Source organism: Oceanicola sp. D3 (genome assembly GCF_006351965.1).
GTDB lineage: Bacteria > Pseudomonadota > Alphaproteobacteria > Rhodobacterales > Rhodobacteraceae > Vannielia.
On the sequence record NZ_CP040932.1, the window covers coordinates 2,386,710 to 2,403,699 of the forward strand.

Sequence of the window (16,990 nt, forward strand, 5' to 3'; positions counted from 1 at the left end):
CTTGGCTGACGCCGATGAGCCTGCCCCGCTACACCCTGCCCGCGCTCACCGTGGCGCTGCTGACCCTGCCGGTGGGGCTGGGGCTGTTCTTTACCCTCGCGCCTGCGCTGGGATACATGGCCGCGCCCGGTGGCCCCGCGCCCTTCTCCCGGCTCATGGACTGGCCCGGGATCGGCCCCGCCACCCGCCTGTCTCTCACCACCGGCTTTGCCGCCACCGCGCTCTCGCTGGCCATCACCGCGCTCATCGCGGCGGGCTGGCAGGGCACCCGCGCCTTCGCGCTGTTGCATCGCCTGCTCTCGCCGCTGCTCTCCGTCCCGCATGCCGCCGCAGCCTTCGGGCTGGCCTTCCTGATCGCGCCGTCAGGCTGGATCGCCCGCGCCCTCTCGCCCTGGCTCACCGGCTGGGACCGCCCGCCCGACTGGCTGATCGTGCAAGACAGCGCCGGGCTGGCCCTCATCGCCGGGCTGACGGCCAAAGAGGTGCCCTTTCTGCTGCTCATGCTCCTCGCCGCCCGCAGCCAAACCCGTTCAGACGCCCACGCCCGCGTGGCCACCACCCTTGGCTACCCCCGCGCCATCGGCTGGCTTCTGGTCGCCTTTCCGACGCTCTACGCGCAGGTGCGGCTGCCGGTCTACGTGGTGCTGGCCTACTCCATGTCGGTCGTCGATGTGGCGATGATCCTCGGGCCCAATACCCCGCCAACCCTCTCGGTGCAGATCACTCGCTGGATGTCTGACCCGGACCTCTCGTTGCGCGCCGTTGCGGCTGCCGGGGCGCTCTGGCAACTGGCCCTCGTGCTTGGCGCCCTCGCGCTCTGGCGCGGGGCGGAGGCGCTGGCCGCCCGCGCTGGCACCGCGCTTGCCATGTCGGGCCACCGCCTGCCCGGCCCCAACGCCGCGCTGCGGGCACTCGGCCTCGCCCTTGGGCTCGCGGTTGCCCTCTCGGTGCTCGCGGGCCTCGCGTCGCAGGCGATCTGGTCTTTCGCGGGGTTCTGGGGCTTTCCCGATGCGCTGCCCGATGCGCTCTCGCTGCGCACATGGCAGCGCCACGGCCCCATGCTCGCCCCCATCGCACTCACCACCCTGCTCATCGCCAGCCTCGCCGCGCTGCTCGCGCTGGTGCTGGTCACCGGCTGCCTCGAAGCCGAGGCGCGGCATGTCTTTCGCATGGGCCCCGCCGGTCGGCTCATCCTCTACCTGCCCCTGCTGATCCCGCAAATCGCCTTCCTCCCCGGCCTTCAGGTGCTGATGCTCACCTTCGGCCTGCGCGAAGGGCTCTGGCCAGTGGTGCTCTCGCATCTCACCTTCGTGCTGCCCTACACGCTCATCGCCCTTGCCGGGCCGTTCCATGCCATTGATCCCCGCACATTCACCGCCGCCGCCACCCTTGGCGCGGGGCCAAACCGCCGCTTCTGGCGCCTCCGCCTGCCCCTGCTTCTGGCCCCGCTGCTCACCGCCTTCGCTGTTGGCTTTGCCGTCTCCGTCGGGCAATACCTGCCCACGCTGCTGCTGGGCGGCGGACGGGTGACCACGCTGACAACCGAAGCCGTCGCGCTGACCTCGGGCGGCGACCGGCGGGCGATCGGGGCCTATGCGCTGGCCCAAACCGCCGCCGCGCTGCTGCCCTTCGCCCTCGCGCTGGCACTGCCGCGGCTGATGTTTGCCAATCGACGGGGGATGCGGGGTGGATAATGGCCTGACGCTCGACAAGCTGGAGGTGATGCTGGGCGACACCTGCCTGCTCGGCCTCACCGCCCACATCGCACCGGGCGAGGTGCTCACCCTCATGGGGCCCTCCGGCGTGGGCAAATCCGCCCTGCTCGCCGCCCTCACCGGCACCCTGAGCCCACCGCTCAGCGCCGCTGGCACGGCCAGGCTCGACGGCGCGGATATCACAACCCTGCCACCCGAGCGCCGCCGCCTCGGCATCCTGTTTCAGGAAAGCCTGCTGTTTCCGCACCTCTCCGTCGCCGGAAACCTCGCCTTCGCCCTGCCCCCCGGCCCCCGCACGGCCCGCCGCGCTGCGATTGAAGAGGCGCTGGGCGATGTCGGCCTGCCCGGCTTCGGCCCCCGGGATCCGGCCACGCTCTCAGGCGGCGAGCAGGCCCGCGTGGCGCTGATGCGCACCCTGCTGGCCGAGCCCGGGGCCCTGCTGCTGGATGAGCCCTTCTCCCGCCTCGATGCCGCCCGCCGCGCCGAGGTGCGCGGGCTGGTCTTTGACAGGGCCCGGGCGCGCGGCCTGCCGGTGCTGATGGTGACCCATGACGAGGAAGACGCCCACGCCGCTGGCGGCCAGGTGGTGGAAGCCGTGCCGGGGCGGATCGTAGGCGGCTAGTGTCGGAGTGGGGGTTTCACACCCCCACACCCCCGTGGGAGTATTTACAGCAAGAAAATGTACAGGGGTGGCGCTCTGGCTCTCGGCTGTGGGCTGCACCCGAAAGGGGCTCAGACCGAGGCCTTTTCCTCCAGCGCGAGCCATTCGTCTTCGGCGGCGGAGAGCTTTGCCTGCCGTTCGGCAAGCGCCTCGGTCGCCTTCTTGAACTTCACCGGCTCGCGGGTGAAGAGTTCCGGGTCGCTCATCAGCTCTGTCAGCTTGGCAATCTCGGCTTCCAGCCGCTCGATCTCGGCGGGCAGCGCCTCCAACCGGTGCTTCTCGGTAAAACTGAGCCCATTGGCGCGCGGCTTTTCCGGGGCGGGCTTTTCGGCCACGCGGGTGGCCTGCCGGGCCGGGCCTGTCGAGCGCTGCCACGTGCCACCGCCCTGCGCCACAAGATCGCTCCAGCCCCCTGCGTAGGTGGTGGCGCGGCCCTCGCCCTCCAGCACCACCGAGCGGGTGGCGACACGGTCGATGAAGTCCCGGTCGTGGCTCACCAGCAGCACCGTGCCGGGGTAGTCGCCCAGCACCTCCTGCAGCAGGTCAAGCGTTTCGATATCCAGATCGTTAGTCGGCTCGTCGAGCACCATCAGGTTGCTCTCCCGCGCCATCAACCGAGCAAGCAGCAACCGCGCCTTCTCGCCACCCGACAGCGAGCGCACCGGGGCGCGGGCCTGCGCCTCGTCAAACAGGAATTCCTTGAGATAACCCACCACATGCTTGGGCTGGCCCCGCACCATCACCTGATCGGCCTGCCCGCTCACCCGCATCGCCGGATCACCCGCGAGGTTCTCCCAAAGGCTGGCCTCGGGGTCGAGCGCGGCGCGAGACTGGTCAAACACCGCCATCTCAACGCCATGGCCCATCTTGATACGCCCCTCATCGGGGGCGGTCTTGCCGATCAGCATGTTGATCAACGTCGTCTTGCCCGCGCCATTGGGGCCAACGAAGGCCACGCGCTCGCCACGGGTGAGCTTGATGTCGAAGGGCCGCAAGATCAGCTTCTCGCCGTAACGCTTTGCAATCCCTTGCGCTTCCAGCACCACCTTGCCGCTCTTGTTACCCTCTTCCAACTCCAGCGCGGCCACGCCCTTGCGGCGGATCTGCCCGGCCCGCTCGGCCCGCAGCTCCTGCAGGGCGCGCACCCGGCCCATGTTGCGCTTGCGCCGCGCGGAGATGCCTTCCACCGCCCATCGCGCCTCTGATTTGATCTTCCGGTCCAGCTTGTGCCGGGCGGTGTCTTCCTCTTCCCAGAGCTTGTCGCGCCACGCCTCGAAGCTGGCAAACCCCTGCTCCTGCCGCCGCACCACACCCCGGTCGATCCAAAGCGTGGCGCGGGTGAGCGCGGTCAGAAAGGCACGGTCGTGGGAGATCAGCACATAGCCCGCACGGGTGCTGCTCAGCTCCCGCTCCAGCCACGCAATCGCCTCGATATCCAGATGGTTGGTGGGCTCGTCCAGCAGCATCAGCTCCGGCGCTTCCGCCAGCAGCTTGGCCAGCGCGGCCCGACGCCGCTCACCGCCCGAGGCCGCTTCAACCGCCGTATCGAGGCCAAACTTAAGCCCCTCGGCCACCGCTTCCACGCGCCAGGCCTCGCCCGGGTCCAGCCCGCTCACAGCGAATTCGCCAAGCGTGGCAAAGCCCTCCATCGTGGGCTCCTGCTCCATGTAGCCCACCCGCACGCCGGGGCTGGCCACCACCTCGCCCGCATCGGCCTCCACGAGGCCGGCCATTACCTTCATCAAGGTCGATTTGCCCGAGCCATTGCGGCCCACCAGCGCCACCCGGTCGCCGGGCTGCACGGTCAGGCCCACGCCTTCAAAAACGGGGTTTCCGCCGAAGGTGAGCGAGATGTCGGAGAGTTGCAGAAGCGGGGCGCGGGCCATGGTGGCCACGCCCTATCGCGCCACCGGGGGGCGGTCAAGCTGTCGGGTGGGCAATCTGCCCACCAGCCTAGAAACGGCCAAACATCCGCCCGATCCGCAGGGCAGAGCGCAGCTTGCGCCCGGTGCCCTTGTTCGGCCCGGGGCCTTGCTTCATGCCGGCCTTGGCACCGCCCTTCCGGGCCTTCTGGCGCTGCGCGCGCATCAGCATCCGCAGCGCCATGTTTATCAGTCGACCAGCGTTCACTCGTCGTCCTTTTTGCCTTTGCCCATCAGCCCGTTTTGGGCCGAATTCATGCCCTGGCTCAGCTTGCTGTTCATCGCGTGGCGCGCCTTGTTCGAAAACTGCATCACGATCGTGCGCCAGATCTGCGAGAAAATATCGCCCATGTCTCAATCCTCTTTGAAAAGTTCGTCTTGATCTTCTTCGTCTTCCGCCTCGTCGTCACTGTCTCCCAACCCGACCATGCCCGGCGGCGGGCGACTGTCGAGAAGGCCCGCAGCCCGAAGCTCTTTCAGCCCCGGCAGGTCGCGGGCAGATTCTAGGCCGAAGTGGTCCAGAAAATCCTGTGTCACCACATAGGTCACCGGGCGGCCCGGTGTCATGCGGCGTCGGCCAAAGCGGATCCACTCCAGCTCCAGCAATTGATCCACCGTGCCCCGGCTCACGCTGACGCCCCGGATCTCTTCGATCTCGGCGCGGGTGACGGGCTGGTGATAGGCCACGATGGCCAGTGTTTCGATGGCGGCGCGGCTCAGCTTGCGCGTCTCCACGGTTTCCTTCTGCATCAGAAAGCCAAGATCGGGGGCGGTGCGCATGGCCCATGCCTCACCCACCTTCCGCAATTCCACACCCCGGCCCTCATAGCGCTTGGCCAGGTTCTCCAGCGCCACCGCTGCCTCGGCCCCATGAGGCATCCGCGCGTTCAGCTCGGCCACAGTCACGGGCTCGGCGCTGGCAAAGAGGATCGCCTCCACCATCCGCTCCTGCTCGCCCATTGGCGGGGCCTCAAAAAGGCTCTCCTCCACCGGCTCCAGATCATCGGGCAGGTCAACCACGCGGCGCCTCCCTCAGCTTGATCTGGATCGGCGCAAAGCTCTCTTCCTGCCGGATCGTCAGGTGCCCGTGCTTCACCAACTCCAGAGAGGCAGCAAAGGTGGCCGCCGTGGCGCTGCGGCGGCGCTGCGGGTCATTCTCCCAGCCATCCGGCAGGTAGGTCATCAGGTTGGTCCACTCGCCCGCATAGCCGATCAGGCCGCGCAGCCGGTCCAGCGCCTGCTCCATCGTAAACAGGTTTTCCCGGTCCATGATGTAGGGGCGAAATTCGTCTTTCGTCCGAATTCGCGCATAGGCCTTCATCAGGTCCATCAGCGTGGCGGTATAGGTCACACGCCGCACCCGCTCCACGCTCTCGGGAACGCCCCGGGCAAAGAAATCGCGGCCCATTTGGTCGCGCCCCATCAGCTTGGCGGCCACGTCGCGCATGGCCGAAAGCCGCTCCAGCTGGAACGCCAGATGCGCGGCCAGTTCTTCGCCACTCGGGCCTTCTTCCGAAGGGTCCGGCGGCAGCAACAACTTGGATTTCAGGAAGGCCAGCCACGCGGCCATCACCAGATAATCGGCGGCCAGCTCGATGCGCAGCTCCTTGGCCTTCTCCACGAAGGCCAGATATTGCTCGGCCAGTTGCAGGATAGAAACCTTGCGCAGGTCCACCTTCTGGGTGCGGCCCAGCGTCAGCAGCAGGTCAAGCGGGCCTTCAAAGCCATCGACGTCAACGATCAGCGCCTCGGCGGCCAGCCGGTCGGATACATCGCCAAAGCCCGTGGCCCCATCTTCAGCCATCTGCCGCCTGCCCTTTCAACACGGCCTCATACTCGGCCTCTACTGCACTGCGCTCGATGCTATCAGGCGTGCGGCGGGCTTCCAAGGCGGCATCCACCCGCGAAAGGCTTGTTTCGTTCATATCTTCGACAATCCCGGCCAGCGCCGTAAGCTCGCTGAACACGCCCTTGCAATAGAGCACCACGTCACAGCCCGCCGCCAGCGCCGCCTCGGCCCGCTGCGGCAGCGTGCCCTCCAGCGCCTCCATGCTGAGATCATCGGTCATCAGCAGACCCTTGAAGCCAATCTCCTCGCGGATCAGCTCAATCATCACCGGGTCCACCGTAGCCGCCCGCTCCGAAAGCGCCTCATAGACGATATGGGCACTCATTCCGAGCGGCAGGTCGTTCAACGCCTCAAAGGCGGCAAAATCGGTGACGCGCAACTCTTCGGCGGAGGCGGAAACGCGGGGCAGCTCAAGATGGCTGTCCATCGTCGCGCGGCCGTGGCCGGGGATATGCTTGAGCACCGGCAGCACCCCGCCCGCCAGCAGGCCATCGGCCACGGCGCGGGCGGATTTCACAACCGTTTCAAGGCTTTCCCCGTAGCAGCGATTGCGCAGCACCGGGTGGGTTGTGGCATGGGCAATATCGCCCATCGGCGCGCAGTTGCCATCAATCCCCACGGCACGCAGGTCGTCGGCAATGAGCCTGTAACGCAGCTCCATCGCCCGCGCCGCCCGATCAGGGCCCACACGCGCAACCTCATCCAGCGGCGGCAGCCATTCACGCCAATGGGGCGCGCCCATCCGGTCCACCCGGCCGCCCTCCTGATCTATGAAGATCGGCGCCTGCCAGCCCACCGCCTCGCGCAGGCCCGCCGTCAGGGCCTTCACCTGCTCGGGATGCGCGATGTTGCGCTTGAACAAGATAAATCCGAAGGGCTGCACATCGCCAAACAGCGCCGCCTCATCTGGCGTCACCTCAAGCCCATCGCAGCCGAAGATAAAGGGCGAAAGCCGCGCAGGTCGGCTCACCGGGCACCATCCATTGCGCCCGTCTCCGGGCGACCCACCGCGCCCGTCTCCGGGCGACCCGCTGCGCCCATCATCGAGCGACCACCGGAATGCACTCGGCCTTCTCAGCCACCAGTGCCGCACAGAACCGGCGAGCATCGCTGAGGTCGGCAAAGCCCTGTGCCCGCAAACGATAGAAGGTCTGCCCGCCGCTCTCGGCCTCCATGATCAGGCGGCTCTTCTCCACCATCAGGCTGTCAAACTGCCCTGCAAGCCGCGCCCAAAGCCGCGCGGCTTCCTCGGGGCTCTCGAAGGCCCCAAGCTGCACCAGCCGCGTGCCAGCGGGCACGATATCGGCGCGGGCCACCTCGGCGCTCTCGGGCACAACCGTGGTGCTGCTGGCCTTCGGCTCCGCCGCACCCGGCGCGGGGGCCTTCAGGCCCGCCGGGCGCAGGCGCGGACGCAGCGAGCGTTTCACGCCGGGCAGCTTGGCCAGCTTGGCCTTTTCCGGATCAACGACCTCGGGCTCGGCCTCTGGCGCGGTGGCTGCAAGCGGCTCTGCGCCCTCGCTCACCTGCCCGGCCAGCGCCAGTGCAACGGCAACAGGGTCGTTGGGGTCCACGTCATCAGGCAGGCTGGCAGCCACCGCAATCTCGGGCTCCACCAAGTCGCCATCCTCGGCCTCGCTGGCGGGGGTTGCCTCTTCTACGGCAACCTCGGCGGCCTCTACCTCGCGCTGCACCATCGCGGCCAGCGGCAGGTCTTCCTCGCTGAGCGTCGCCGGGCCGGGGGCCAAGGTGATCTCTTCGGGCAGCTCTGCTGCCTCGCCCTCTGCGGCCACATCGTTCACCGCAAGACCGGTGTGGTCAGCCACCTCGCCGCCCGGATCTTCCGGCGCAATCCGCATCGGCCCGTCGATCGCCGCCACAACCGGCACACCGGTGACGTCACGCACCACGATCCGATAGCCCCAAACAGCCAACCCGACGATCAGCGCAAGGCTCATCGCCGCGCCCGCCACGTTCACCGCCTTCGCGGCTGCCGCGCCCCGTCCGGGCCCGGCGTCAATCTCGTCCTGATAGTGCTCATGGGCCTGCTGTGCAGGGCCTTCCGGCTCCCACACGACCTGATTCATGGGTCGATGATCCATGCTCGCCTCGCTCTCTCGGCCCGCCCTCTTTTCGGGGCTGGGCTCGCTTGCCTGCCTCCCCGATCAGTGGCGCGGGCCTGAAAGGCTCAGCGCATCTCTTCCGCCGGGGTTACACCCAAGATACCAAGACCGGACGAAATGACAACGGAAACGGCCTTCGCCATGGCGATTTTCGGCAAAGACGCGCTTTCGTTGCCCTCTTGGAAGAACCGAAGCTCCGGCGTGTCGTTGCCCCGGTTCCACAGCGCGTGGAAGGCCTGCGCCAATTCGTAGAGATAAAAGGCGATCCGATGCGGCTCGTGGCCCCGCGCCGCAATCTCCACCAGACGCGGCCATTCGGCCAGCTTGCGCGCCACCGGCAGCTCGGCCTCGTGCAGCGTGTCGAGGTCTTGATCCAGCATGGTCACCGGGTCCAGCTTCCAGCCCGCCGCCTCGGCCTTGCGCATCACCGAACGCACGCGGGCATGGGCGTATTGCACGTAAAACACCGGGTTATCCTTGCTCTGCTCCAGAGCCTTGGCAAAGTCGAAATCCAGCGGCGCATCGTTCTTGCGGGTCAGCATCACAAAGCGGGTCACATCCGCGCCCACCTCGTCCACCACGTCGCGCAGGGTCACAAAGGTGCCCGCCCGCTTCGACATCTTGAACTCCTGCCCATCCTTGAAGAGCTTCACCAGCTGGATCAGCTTCACGTCCAGCGGCACCCGGTTTTCGCTCAGCGCCGCCACGGCGGCCTTCATCCGCTTGACGTAGCCACCATGATCGGCGCCGAAGATGTCGATCAGCTCGTCAAAGCCGCGCTGCACCTTGTCGTAGTGATAGGCAATGTCGGGGGCAAAATATGCCCAGTTGCCATCGGCCTTCTGCACCGGGCGATCCTCATCATCGCCGTATTCGCTGGAGCGGAACAGCGTCTGCTCCCGCGCTTCCCAATCGTCGGGCAGCTTGCCCTTGGGCGGCTTCAGCTTGCCCTCGTAGATCAGGCCCTTGCCCTTCAGGTCGTCAATCGCGGCCTCGATCTTGCCGGTGCCATAAAGACCCTTCTCGGAGAAAAACACATCCATCTCGACGCCAAGCGCCTTCAGGTCTTCGCGGATCAACCCCATCATCGCCTCGGTGGCAAAATCGCGCACCTCTTCCAGCCAGAACTGCTCGCCCTTGCCCACAAAGGCATCGCCGACCTTGTCCTTCAGCGCCTTGCCAACAGGGATCAGGTAATCGCCCGGATAGGTGCCATCTTCAAAGGCCACTTCCTGCCCGTGTGCTTCGAGGTAACGGAGATAAACCGAGCGGGCGAGCACATCCACCTGCGCGCCGCCATCGTTGATGTAGTATTCCCGCGTCACCTCGTAGCCCGCATAGGCCAGCAGGCTCGCCAGCGCATCGCCAAAGACCGCGCCCCGCGTGTGCCCCACATGCATCGGACCCGTCGGGTTGGCCGAGACGAACTCCACGTTCACCCGCTTGCCATCGCCCAGATCGGAGCGACCATAGGAGGAGCGATCGGCCAGCGCAGCCTTCACCACACCGCCCCAAACCTCACCCGCAAGCGAAAGGTTGATAAACCCCGGCCCGGCGATCTCCGCCTGCGCCACGCGCGGATCATTCGCCAGCCGCTCGGCCAGCTTGGCAGCAATCTCGCGCGGGTTGGCCTTGGCGGGCTTGGCCAGCACCATCGCGGCATTGGTCGCCATGTCGCCATGGGCCGCATCGCGCGGCGGCTCCACCGTCACATTGGCAAGCTCCAGCCCCTCGGGCAACGCGCCCTCCGCCATCATGGCCTCAAGCTCGGCCACCACCAGCGCACGAATATCGGCAAACAGGTTCATCTCGTCGGTCCTTCTCGTATGCCCGCGTCTCTACCACCCCGCCCGCAAGGGTCAAGCACGGCTTGCGCCGGGCGTGCCGCTTGCTAGAAGGCAGGCATGACGAGTGACCTTGGCCAGTATTACCTGCATTGGGGCGTGCCGACGGCGCTCACCGCGCTGCTGCTGGGGCTCGCGCTGCGCGGCCCGGTGCGCTGGGGGGCCACTTTGCTTGTGCTCACCCTGCCCGCATTGGTCTGGCTCACCACGCCGCTGATCGAAAACCTGCGCACCTCCCCGAGCCCCGCCACCGGCTGGACGCTCTATGCCCCAAAGGGCACCCCACTAGACGCGTTCTCCCGCGCATTCATCGCCGTCACCTCCGCCGGCTTCGGCCTCCTGCCGCTCGCTGCCGCCTTCGCCCTCGCCGGTCGGGCCACCGGGCGCGTGGCGGCGGGATGGGCCATCGCCGGCCTCACTCTCGCCGCCAGCCTCACGGCCCCGCTCTCTCCCTTGGCGCCGCTCATCTGCGGCACGCTGGCCATCCTCGGCCTCGCGCTCTTCTCCGCGCCCTGGCGCGCGCCCGGCCTGCCCTGGCTCGCCACAGGCTGCCTCGCCGGCCTCGTGCAGCTCTCACCCTTCCTCGTAGATTTCAGACCCAGGCAGCCCGTCGACCGGGCCTTCCATGACACCTATTACGTCGTGTCCACTGCGGTTTATGCACACACGATCTTCCTAATGTTCCTGCTGTTCTTCGGCCTCGCCCATGCCGTGGGCCGCGCTGCCAGCCAGCGCTTCGGCTGGACCCACGGCACGCTTCTGGCCCTCACCTCCTCCGCCACGCTGCTGCCCGCCTACTGGCTCTCGATGCAGATTACGCCACGGCTTTACATTGATGCTCCCGAAACCATCCAGACCGTCAACACCATTACCCAGATCACCGGCACCCTCGTGTTCCTGCTCATCCTCGCCGGCCTCGTCTGGCTGGCCATCGCCGCCCTCCGCGCCCGTCGAAAAACCGGACCCACCGCATGACAGACTTCGCCCCCAGCCACATCGCCCTGCGGCTCTGCCTCGCCCTCGCCCTCGCCTCTGCCGGGCTGAGCCTGCTGCTCCTCACCATCCCACGCGAGATGGTCATGCCGCAGCCGCCACTTTACCAGTTCGAAGGGCTGCCCTTTCGGATCGTGCAGGGCGCAACGCTGGCCATTTCGCTGCTCTCTCTGCTGATCGCCGCCGTCCTGCCCCAGGCCGCGCCGGCTCCCGGCTCGGGCAACGGCGCGCGGATCGGAGCCCATCTGGCCTCGGGGGCCGTGGCGCTCATAGCGGTGGCCAATATCTGGCTATCCACCCGCAGCGAGTTCGAACTCGTCGCCCGCGATGCCTATGCCCTGCAAATCGCCGTCATGTCCCTCGGCGCGATCATCGGCATCGCCGGCCCGCTGGTGCTGACCGCCGCGCTGGCCCTGCGCCTGCCCCAACGCGGCGCGCGACTCGCGGCGCTCGCCGCCCTCGCCCTGCTGGTGCTGGCTGATGTTGCCCACACCGCGGGCCTCTCCCCCCTGCCCACCGGCGCAGCGCTGTTGGCGCTGCTTTTGCTGCTCGCCGTTACCCTGCACCGCCAAGCCCTGCTGCCCGAGGCCTCCCGCCCCTGGCTCATCGCCCTCGCCACCCTCTGGGCCCTGCCGTGGATGGTTGCTCGCCTGCCGCTGTCCGGGGCCGCGCTGATGATAAGCGATCCCGCGCAGCGCTTCCCGGCTCTGGCCGAGGCGCTCTTCGCCTCCGCGCCCGCCAACCACCTACTCGGCCCGCTGCCACTGCTGCTTTGCCTCGGCGCACTGGCCAGCCTGCTCTTCGCCCAGCCTAACCGCCGAGTGAATGGCACCGCCGCCACTCTCCTGTGCCTCGCGGCACTTCTGCCTGCGCTGACCAATGCCCTGGGCTACGGGCCCTTCGGCCCGTCGGCTGTGTTCGACATGCTGCGCTCCGGCGCCGTGAGCGCAGGCGCAGCGCTCGCCATCTTCCTCGGTTGGGTCGCGGTCACCACCGCCGTGCCCCTCACGGCGCTATGCGCTGCCTGGCTCTGGCTTCGCGGCACTCGCACCCCGGCCTGAAAGGCACCACACCGCGCGCCCGAATTTTCGTACGAAAATTCGTGTCACCCCAGCAGCTTTTCATGCTGCTGAAGGGCAAAGCGGTCGGTCATCCCGGCGATGTAATCGGCCACGATCCGCGCCAGCGCCGTCTTGCCTTGCGCCTCCCCCACATCCTTCTGCCACTCATCGGGCAGCAACTCGGGTCGTGACATGAAGAGCGGAAACAGCTCTTCCACCACCTTCGTCACCTTGCTGCGCATCTCCACCACCGCCGGGGCGCGATACATCCGGTGAAACAGAAACTCGCGCACCTCGGTAATCCGCCCCTTCAGGTCATCGGAGAAATCCACCACCGGATAGCCCAACTCGCGCACCTCCTGGGCCGACTTTGGCTGCGCGTCTTCCAACCGCGCCTGGCTGACGGCAATCACATCTTCCACCATCACGCCAAACACCCGCCGCAGCGCCTCATAGCGCCGCCGCTTGAACTCAAGTCCCGGATAAATCTGGTCTACCTGCCGGTAGCTGTCCGCCGTCAGTGCCAGTTCTTCAAGGTCGGCATCGGTGAACAGCCCCGCGCGCAACCCATCCATCAGGTCGTGGTTGTTATAGGCAATGTCATCTGACAGCGCCGCCACCTGCGCCTCGGCGCTGGCATGGGTGTGCAGCTCCAAGTCCTGCAACTTGGCATATTCCGCCAGCCCGTACGGCAGATCGCCCTCCACCGGCCCGTTATGCTTGGCAATGCCCTCAAGGCTCTCCCATGTCAGGTTGATCCCGTCGAACTCCGCATAATGCCGCTCCAGCGAGGTAACGATGCGGATCGCCTGCGCATTGTGGTCAAACCCGCCATGCGGCGCCATCAGCTCGGCGAGCGCGTCCTCCCCGGTGTGGCCAAAGGGCGTGTGGCCAAGGTCATGCGCCAGCGCCACCGCCTCCGTCAGCTCGATGTTGAGCCCCAGCGTGCCCGCAATCGTGCGCCCTACCTGCGCCACCTCCAGCGTATGCGTCAGCCGGGTGCGAAAGTGATCGCCCTCATGCTCCACAAACACCTGCGTCTTGTGCTTCAGCCGCCGAAACGCGCTGGCGTGGATGATCCTGTCGCGGTCGCGCTGAAACGGAGAGCGAAAATGGCTCTCCTCCTCGGGAAAGAGCCGCCCTCGGCTCGCCTCCGGATCACATGCGTATTTGGCGCGCATTCCTGCCCCTTCTCGTCCAATCGTGAGCGACCCTGCCTTGTCGCCCGCCTCTGCGCCCCATATATTTGAAACGTAACCGGAAAGCGATGCACCCGATGACCCTGACCTTGCCACCCAAAGTCACCCCCCGCGCCTACGCCCGCCTTGCCGAGATCGACGCGGCCCCAAAGGCCCTGCGCGTGGCCGTCGAAGGCGGCGGCTGCTCGGGCTTTCAATATGAGATCACGCTGGATGAACCCGCCGCCGACGACCTCGTGCTTGAGGAGGGCGGCCAGAAAGTTGTGGTCGACGAAGTGTCCCTGCCCTTCCTCGAAGGTGCCACCATCGACTTCTCCGAAGAGCTGATCGGCGCGCGTTTCATCATCGAAAACCCCAACGCCACAAGCTCCTGCGGCTGCGGCACCAGCTTTTCGATGTAATCACAGGCCTCGGACCCGCGTAGGGTGGGCAATCTGCCCACCTTCTCCCAAGCCTATGCCCAGCCCGCCGAGCCGCCCTCACGCCAGATGCCGCGTCCGGTCCTCTTCAACCTCGGGCAGCTCCAGCTCAATATGCCCGGTGCCCGGATGCACCTTCACCACCGGCTTCTCCGGCAAAAAATCGATCGCCGTGTTCAGGTCGGTGAGCAGCCGGTCAATCGCCTCGCGGCGGGTTTCGATGCGTGGGGTTGATGTGGCCCGCTGGCCAAAGATGGTGCCGAACATTCTACCTGCCTTCTAAAATTCAGGGGCCGCCACTCGGGCGTTTCGCCAAACCAACCCTCCGCGCCCCCGGAGGTTCCCGCACGCATTGTGCATCCGCGCCCCTTGGGGCAGAAAGGCCCGGCAAGCGCGGAGGGCCCCATGAAAATCGCCACCTTCAACATCAACGGCGTAAAAGCCCGCATCGGCGGGGTCACCGATTGGCTGACCGAAAGCGCCCCCGATGTCGCGCTGCTCCAAGAGATCAAATCGGTGGATGAAAATTTCCCCCGCGAGCACTTCGAAGATCTCGGCTATCAGGTCGAAACCCATGGCCAAAAGGGCTTCAACGGCGTTGCGATTCTGTCCAAACTCCCGCTGGAGGATGTCACCCGGGGCCTTCCCGGCGATGAGAGTGACGAGCAGGCCCGCTGGATCGAGGCCACCGTCATCGGCGATCACACCGCCCTGCGCCTCTGCGGCCTCTACCTGCCCAACGGCAACCCGGTGGAAGACGGCAACAGCGAAAAGTTCCGCTACAAGCTGGCGTGGATGGACCGGTTGATCGAGCGCGGCCGCGCCTTGATGGCCGATGAGCAGCCCGCCCTCATGGCCGGCGATTACAACATCATCCCCACCCCGCAAGACGCCGCCCGCCCCGAGGCCTGGGTCGGCGATGCGCTCTTCCACCCCGAAAGCCTCGCCAAGTGGCGCAGCCTGAACAACCTCGGCTTTACCGAAGCCTTCCGCGCCCGCACCCGTGGCCCCGGCCACTACTCCTTCTGGGATTACCAGCGCGGCGCGTGGGACAGGAACGACGGCATCCGCATCGACCATTTCCTGCTCACCCCGCAAGCCGCCGACACCCTCCGCGACTGCTGGATCGAGAAAGACATGCGCGGCCGTGAGAAGCCCTCAGATCACGTGCCTGTCTGGGTGGATCTGGATGTCTGACATTCCAGACCGCGCCGCTGCGAGCGGGGCGCTCTCGCTCATCGCCCTTGCCGCCTCCCTGCCGCTCCTCGCCCCGCCGCCGCTCTACATGTGGCGTCAGGGCGTGCTTGACCCGCCCCGCGTCAAGCTCACCCGCCTTATCTCCGGCAATGACAGTGCGGCCCTGCGCGTGGCCCGCGCCATAGAAAGCGGCGATACCCCCGGCGTCATCGAGGCCGAAACCGGTGTTGCGCTCGAAGATGGTGGCTCCCGCTCCATCACCCTTGCCTGGTATCTCATCGAGGCTTTCAGCTGGGACAGCCCCCGCGCCGCCTATTTCGACTGGAAAGACGGATGCGAACAGGCCTGCCCGCAATTCGACGCCATGCTAGAACACCACGGCGTCACCGAGCGCCCTGACCCGGCACAGATCATCGCCGACGAGGCCATTCACGCCGAGGAATGGAGCGCAATGCCCGTGGTCTGGGCCCATTACGCTCCAATCTTCGAGGCTCACGGGCTGCAACTTCTCACCCTTGATCCGCAGCCGGGCTGGGATGCCTATTACATCTTCGTCGTCCCGGCGCGCACGGCGCGCAAATGGTCTGGCACCGTGATCGAGGAGCCGGGCGAAGGCGGCCTCGAAATTCGGGCAATCCCTGCCCCCACCACCGACGTCTCCACACCCGAAGGCCTCACCACCGCGCTCGCTGAAGTCACCGCGACCGACGAAACAGCACACCCCGCGCCCCTCCTTGCAGGCCTCCCCCTCACCGATCTCTTCTGAAGACCCAAAGGGACGGCGGGTGGGGTGTCGCGCTGAAGGCGCGCACGTCACCCCGCCATCAACCAGCGGTCACGTCCTCGCCCCAAAGCCAGTCGAACTTGCCCGGCAGCACCCCGGGCGCAAACCGGCTCGCCGCTCCAAGCGCCCGATGGGCCACCCACCGTTTCGGCCCTTTCGGCAAATGGTAGTTCCGCGCATTCGCCGTCGCCGCGTCCACGATCCTGCGGCACCGCGCGGCCCGTGCCGCCTGAAACGCGGCCAACCCGGCCTCAAGGCTCTCCGCCCCGGCAAGCTCCGCCGCCAGTACCCAGGCATCCTCCAGCCCCATCGCCGCGCCCTGCGCGAGATACGGCAGCGTCGGATGGGCCGCGTCGCCCATAATCACCAGCCGCTCCCGATGCCACCGCGCCGCCACCCCGTGCCGAAACAGCCCCCAGCGCCGCACCTTCTCCACCCGGTCCAGCCATCCCGGCACCGGCCCGCCAAACCCGGCGAAAGCAGCGCGGAACCCCGCAGGATCGCCCGCCACCTGCCAGCCTTCCTCGGCCCACTCCGCCTGCTCCTCGCAGGCCACGATGTTCACCAGCCGCCCACCCCGCAGCGGATAGGCCACCAGATGCCGCCCCGGCGCGAGAAAGAGCTGCGCCTCAGGCGGCAGCGGCGCCTCGGCCTCCACCAGCGCGCGCCACGCCAATTGATGCGTGAAAGCAGGCTCTTGCGGCCCCAGAATCGCGCGCCGCGCGACCGAGTGCAGCCCATCCGCACCCACCACCAGCCCGGCCTCCAGCGCCTCGCCGCTCTCCAGCACCACCGCACCGCCCGGGCGCACCTCGTCCACGCGGCAGCCGAGCCTGATCTCCACGCCCGCGTCCCGCGCGCCCCGCTCCAGCACCGCCAGCAAGTCCGCCCGGTGCACATTGGCAAACCGCCCCCGGCCCGCGTAGGGCACAAAAGCCACCTCGCGCCCGCCAGCCGCCTCGCGCATCCGCACGCCCCGGCTCTCATCGCTGACCTCGGCAAACTCGGGCGCCAGACCCAGCGCCTCAATCACCCGCCCCGCATTCGGGCTCACCTGAATGCCCGCGCCCACCTCTTCCAACGCCGCCGCCTGCTCCAACAGGCGCACCTTCGCCCCGCGCAAGGCCAGCGCGCGCGCAGCGGCCAGCCCGGCAATCCCGCCGCCCAGCACCAAGGCATCCAGTCCAATAAGGCTCATAACAGCAAAACGCCCGGGCGGGCCGTTG

At 67.3% G+C, this 16,990-nt stretch carries 18 protein-coding genes; 7 read left to right on the top strand and 11 right to left on the bottom strand.

Annotated features, from left to right (window positions below; genetic code table 11):
• Positions 1–14: 14 nt before the first annotated feature.
• Positions 15–1,694, top strand: a complete 1,680-nt coding sequence (locus tag FHY55_RS12085; protein WP_140014433.1) for an ABC transporter permease — start codon at positions 15–17, stop codon at positions 1,692–1,694.
• On the top strand, positions 1,687–2,337 hold the full coding sequence (locus FHY55_RS12090; RefSeq protein ID WP_140014434.1) for an ATP-binding cassette domain-containing protein: 651 nt from the start codon (positions 1,687–1,689) through the stop codon (positions 2,335–2,337). Before FHY55_RS12085 ends, FHY55_RS12090 begins: the two co-directional genes overlap by 8 nt.
• Positions 2,338–2,447: 110 nt before the next feature.
• Here the strand turns inward: FHY55_RS12090 and FHY55_RS12095 are convergent, their stop codons facing one another.
• The 8 genes from FHY55_RS12095 to argS all read right to left on the bottom strand — a co-directional run bounded on the left by FHY55_RS12095 (position 2,448) and on the right by argS (position 10,075).
• The gene (locus FHY55_RS12095; RefSeq protein ID WP_140016099.1) at positions 2,448–4,262 is read right to left on the bottom strand and encodes an ABC-F family ATP-binding cassette domain-containing protein; all 1,815 of its coding nucleotides are present in this window, start codon (positions 4,260–4,262) and stop codon (positions 2,448–2,450) included.
• A gap of 67 nt (positions 4,263–4,329) precedes the next feature.
• A complete protein-coding gene (locus FHY55_RS20530; RefSeq protein ID WP_168222992.1) occupies positions 4,330–4,506 on the bottom strand; it encodes a hypothetical protein in 177 nt (58 codons plus the stop codon).
• Positions 4,503–4,649, bottom strand: coding sequence for a hypothetical protein (locus FHY55_RS20535; RefSeq protein ID WP_168222993.1), 147 nt, complete (start codon positions 4,647–4,649; stop codon positions 4,503–4,505). Before FHY55_RS20535 ends, FHY55_RS20530 begins: the two co-directional genes overlap by 4 nt.
• Before the next feature lie 3 nt (positions 4,650–4,652).
• Positions 4,653–5,258, bottom strand: a complete 606-nt coding sequence (gene scpB / locus FHY55_RS12100) for an SMC-Scp complex subunit ScpB (RefSeq protein WP_140016100.1) — start codon at positions 5,256–5,258, stop codon at positions 4,653–4,655.
• A gap of 52 nt (positions 5,259–5,310) precedes the next feature.
• Positions 5,311–6,102 carry a ScpA family protein gene (locus tag FHY55_RS12105; RefSeq protein ID WP_140014435.1) on the bottom strand — a complete coding sequence of 264 codons (792 nt, stop codon included), beginning with the start codon at positions 6,100–6,102 and terminating at the stop codon, positions 5,311–5,313.
• A complete protein-coding gene (locus tag FHY55_RS12110) occupies positions 6,095–7,117 on the bottom strand; it encodes a glycoside hydrolase family 3 N-terminal domain-containing protein (protein ID WP_254695295.1) in 1,023 nt (340 codons plus the stop codon). Before FHY55_RS12110 ends, FHY55_RS12105 begins: the two co-directional genes overlap by 8 nt.
• Positions 7,118–7,187: 70 nt before the next feature.
• On the bottom strand, positions 7,188–8,231 hold the full coding sequence (locus FHY55_RS12115) for an SPOR domain-containing protein (protein ID WP_140014437.1): 1,044 nt from the start codon (positions 8,229–8,231) through the stop codon (positions 7,188–7,190).
• Positions 8,232–8,332: 101 nt separating this feature from the next.
• Entirely contained in the window at positions 8,333–10,075 is a 1,743-nt protein-coding gene (gene argS / locus FHY55_RS12120) for an arginine--tRNA ligase (RefSeq protein ID WP_140014438.1), read from the bottom strand.
• 96 nt (positions 10,076–10,171) lie between these two features.
• Between argS and FHY55_RS12125 the strand changes: the two genes are divergently transcribed.
• Entirely contained in the window at positions 10,172–11,086 is a 915-nt protein-coding gene (locus tag FHY55_RS12125) for a hypothetical protein (protein WP_140014439.1), read from the top strand.
• The gene (locus FHY55_RS12130) at positions 11,083–12,165 is read left to right on the top strand and encodes a hypothetical protein (RefSeq protein ID WP_140014440.1); all 1,083 of its coding nucleotides are present in this window, start codon (positions 11,083–11,085) and stop codon (positions 12,163–12,165) included. The genes FHY55_RS12125 and FHY55_RS12130 overlap by 4 nt, the downstream gene beginning before the upstream one ends.
• A gap of 44 nt (positions 12,166–12,209) precedes the next feature.
• Here the strand turns inward: FHY55_RS12130 and FHY55_RS12135 are convergent, their stop codons facing one another.
• The gene (locus FHY55_RS12135; RefSeq protein WP_140014441.1) at positions 12,210–13,346 is read right to left on the bottom strand and encodes a deoxyguanosinetriphosphate triphosphohydrolase; all 1,137 of its coding nucleotides are present in this window, start codon (positions 13,344–13,346) and stop codon (positions 12,210–12,212) included.
• 101 nt (positions 13,347–13,447) lie between these two features.
• On the opposite strand from FHY55_RS12135, the gene FHY55_RS12140 reads away from it, so the two are divergent.
• A complete protein-coding gene (locus tag FHY55_RS12140; protein WP_140016101.1) occupies positions 13,448–13,765 on the top strand; it encodes an iron-sulfur cluster assembly accessory protein in 318 nt (105 codons plus the stop codon).
• Positions 13,766–13,843: 78 nt separating this feature from the next.
• Here FHY55_RS12140 and FHY55_RS12145 read toward each other — a convergent pair whose 3' ends face one another.
• Positions 13,844–14,050 (bottom strand): hypothetical protein, encoded by a 207-nt coding sequence (locus tag FHY55_RS12145; protein ID WP_140014442.1) that lies wholly within the window; start codon positions 14,048–14,050, stop codon positions 13,844–13,846.
• A gap of 138 nt (positions 14,051–14,188) precedes the next feature.
• On the opposite strand from FHY55_RS12145, the gene xth reads away from it, so the two are divergent.
• Entirely contained in the window at positions 14,189–14,980 is a 792-nt protein-coding gene (gene xth, locus FHY55_RS12150) for an exodeoxyribonuclease III (RefSeq protein ID WP_140014443.1), read from the top strand.
• Positions 14,973–15,746, top strand: a complete 774-nt coding sequence (locus tag FHY55_RS12155) for a hypothetical protein (RefSeq protein ID WP_140014444.1) — start codon at positions 14,973–14,975, stop codon at positions 15,744–15,746. The genes xth and FHY55_RS12155 overlap by 8 nt, the downstream gene beginning before the upstream one ends.
• A 58-nt stretch (positions 15,747–15,804) precedes the next feature.
• On the opposite strand, the gene FHY55_RS12160 is transcribed toward FHY55_RS12155, so the two are convergent.
• Positions 15,805–16,962 carry an FAD-dependent monooxygenase gene (locus FHY55_RS12160; protein ID WP_140014445.1) on the bottom strand — a complete coding sequence of 386 codons (1,158 nt, stop codon included), beginning with the start codon at positions 16,960–16,962 and terminating at the stop codon, positions 15,805–15,807.
• Positions 16,963–16,990 lie beyond the last annotated feature (28 nt).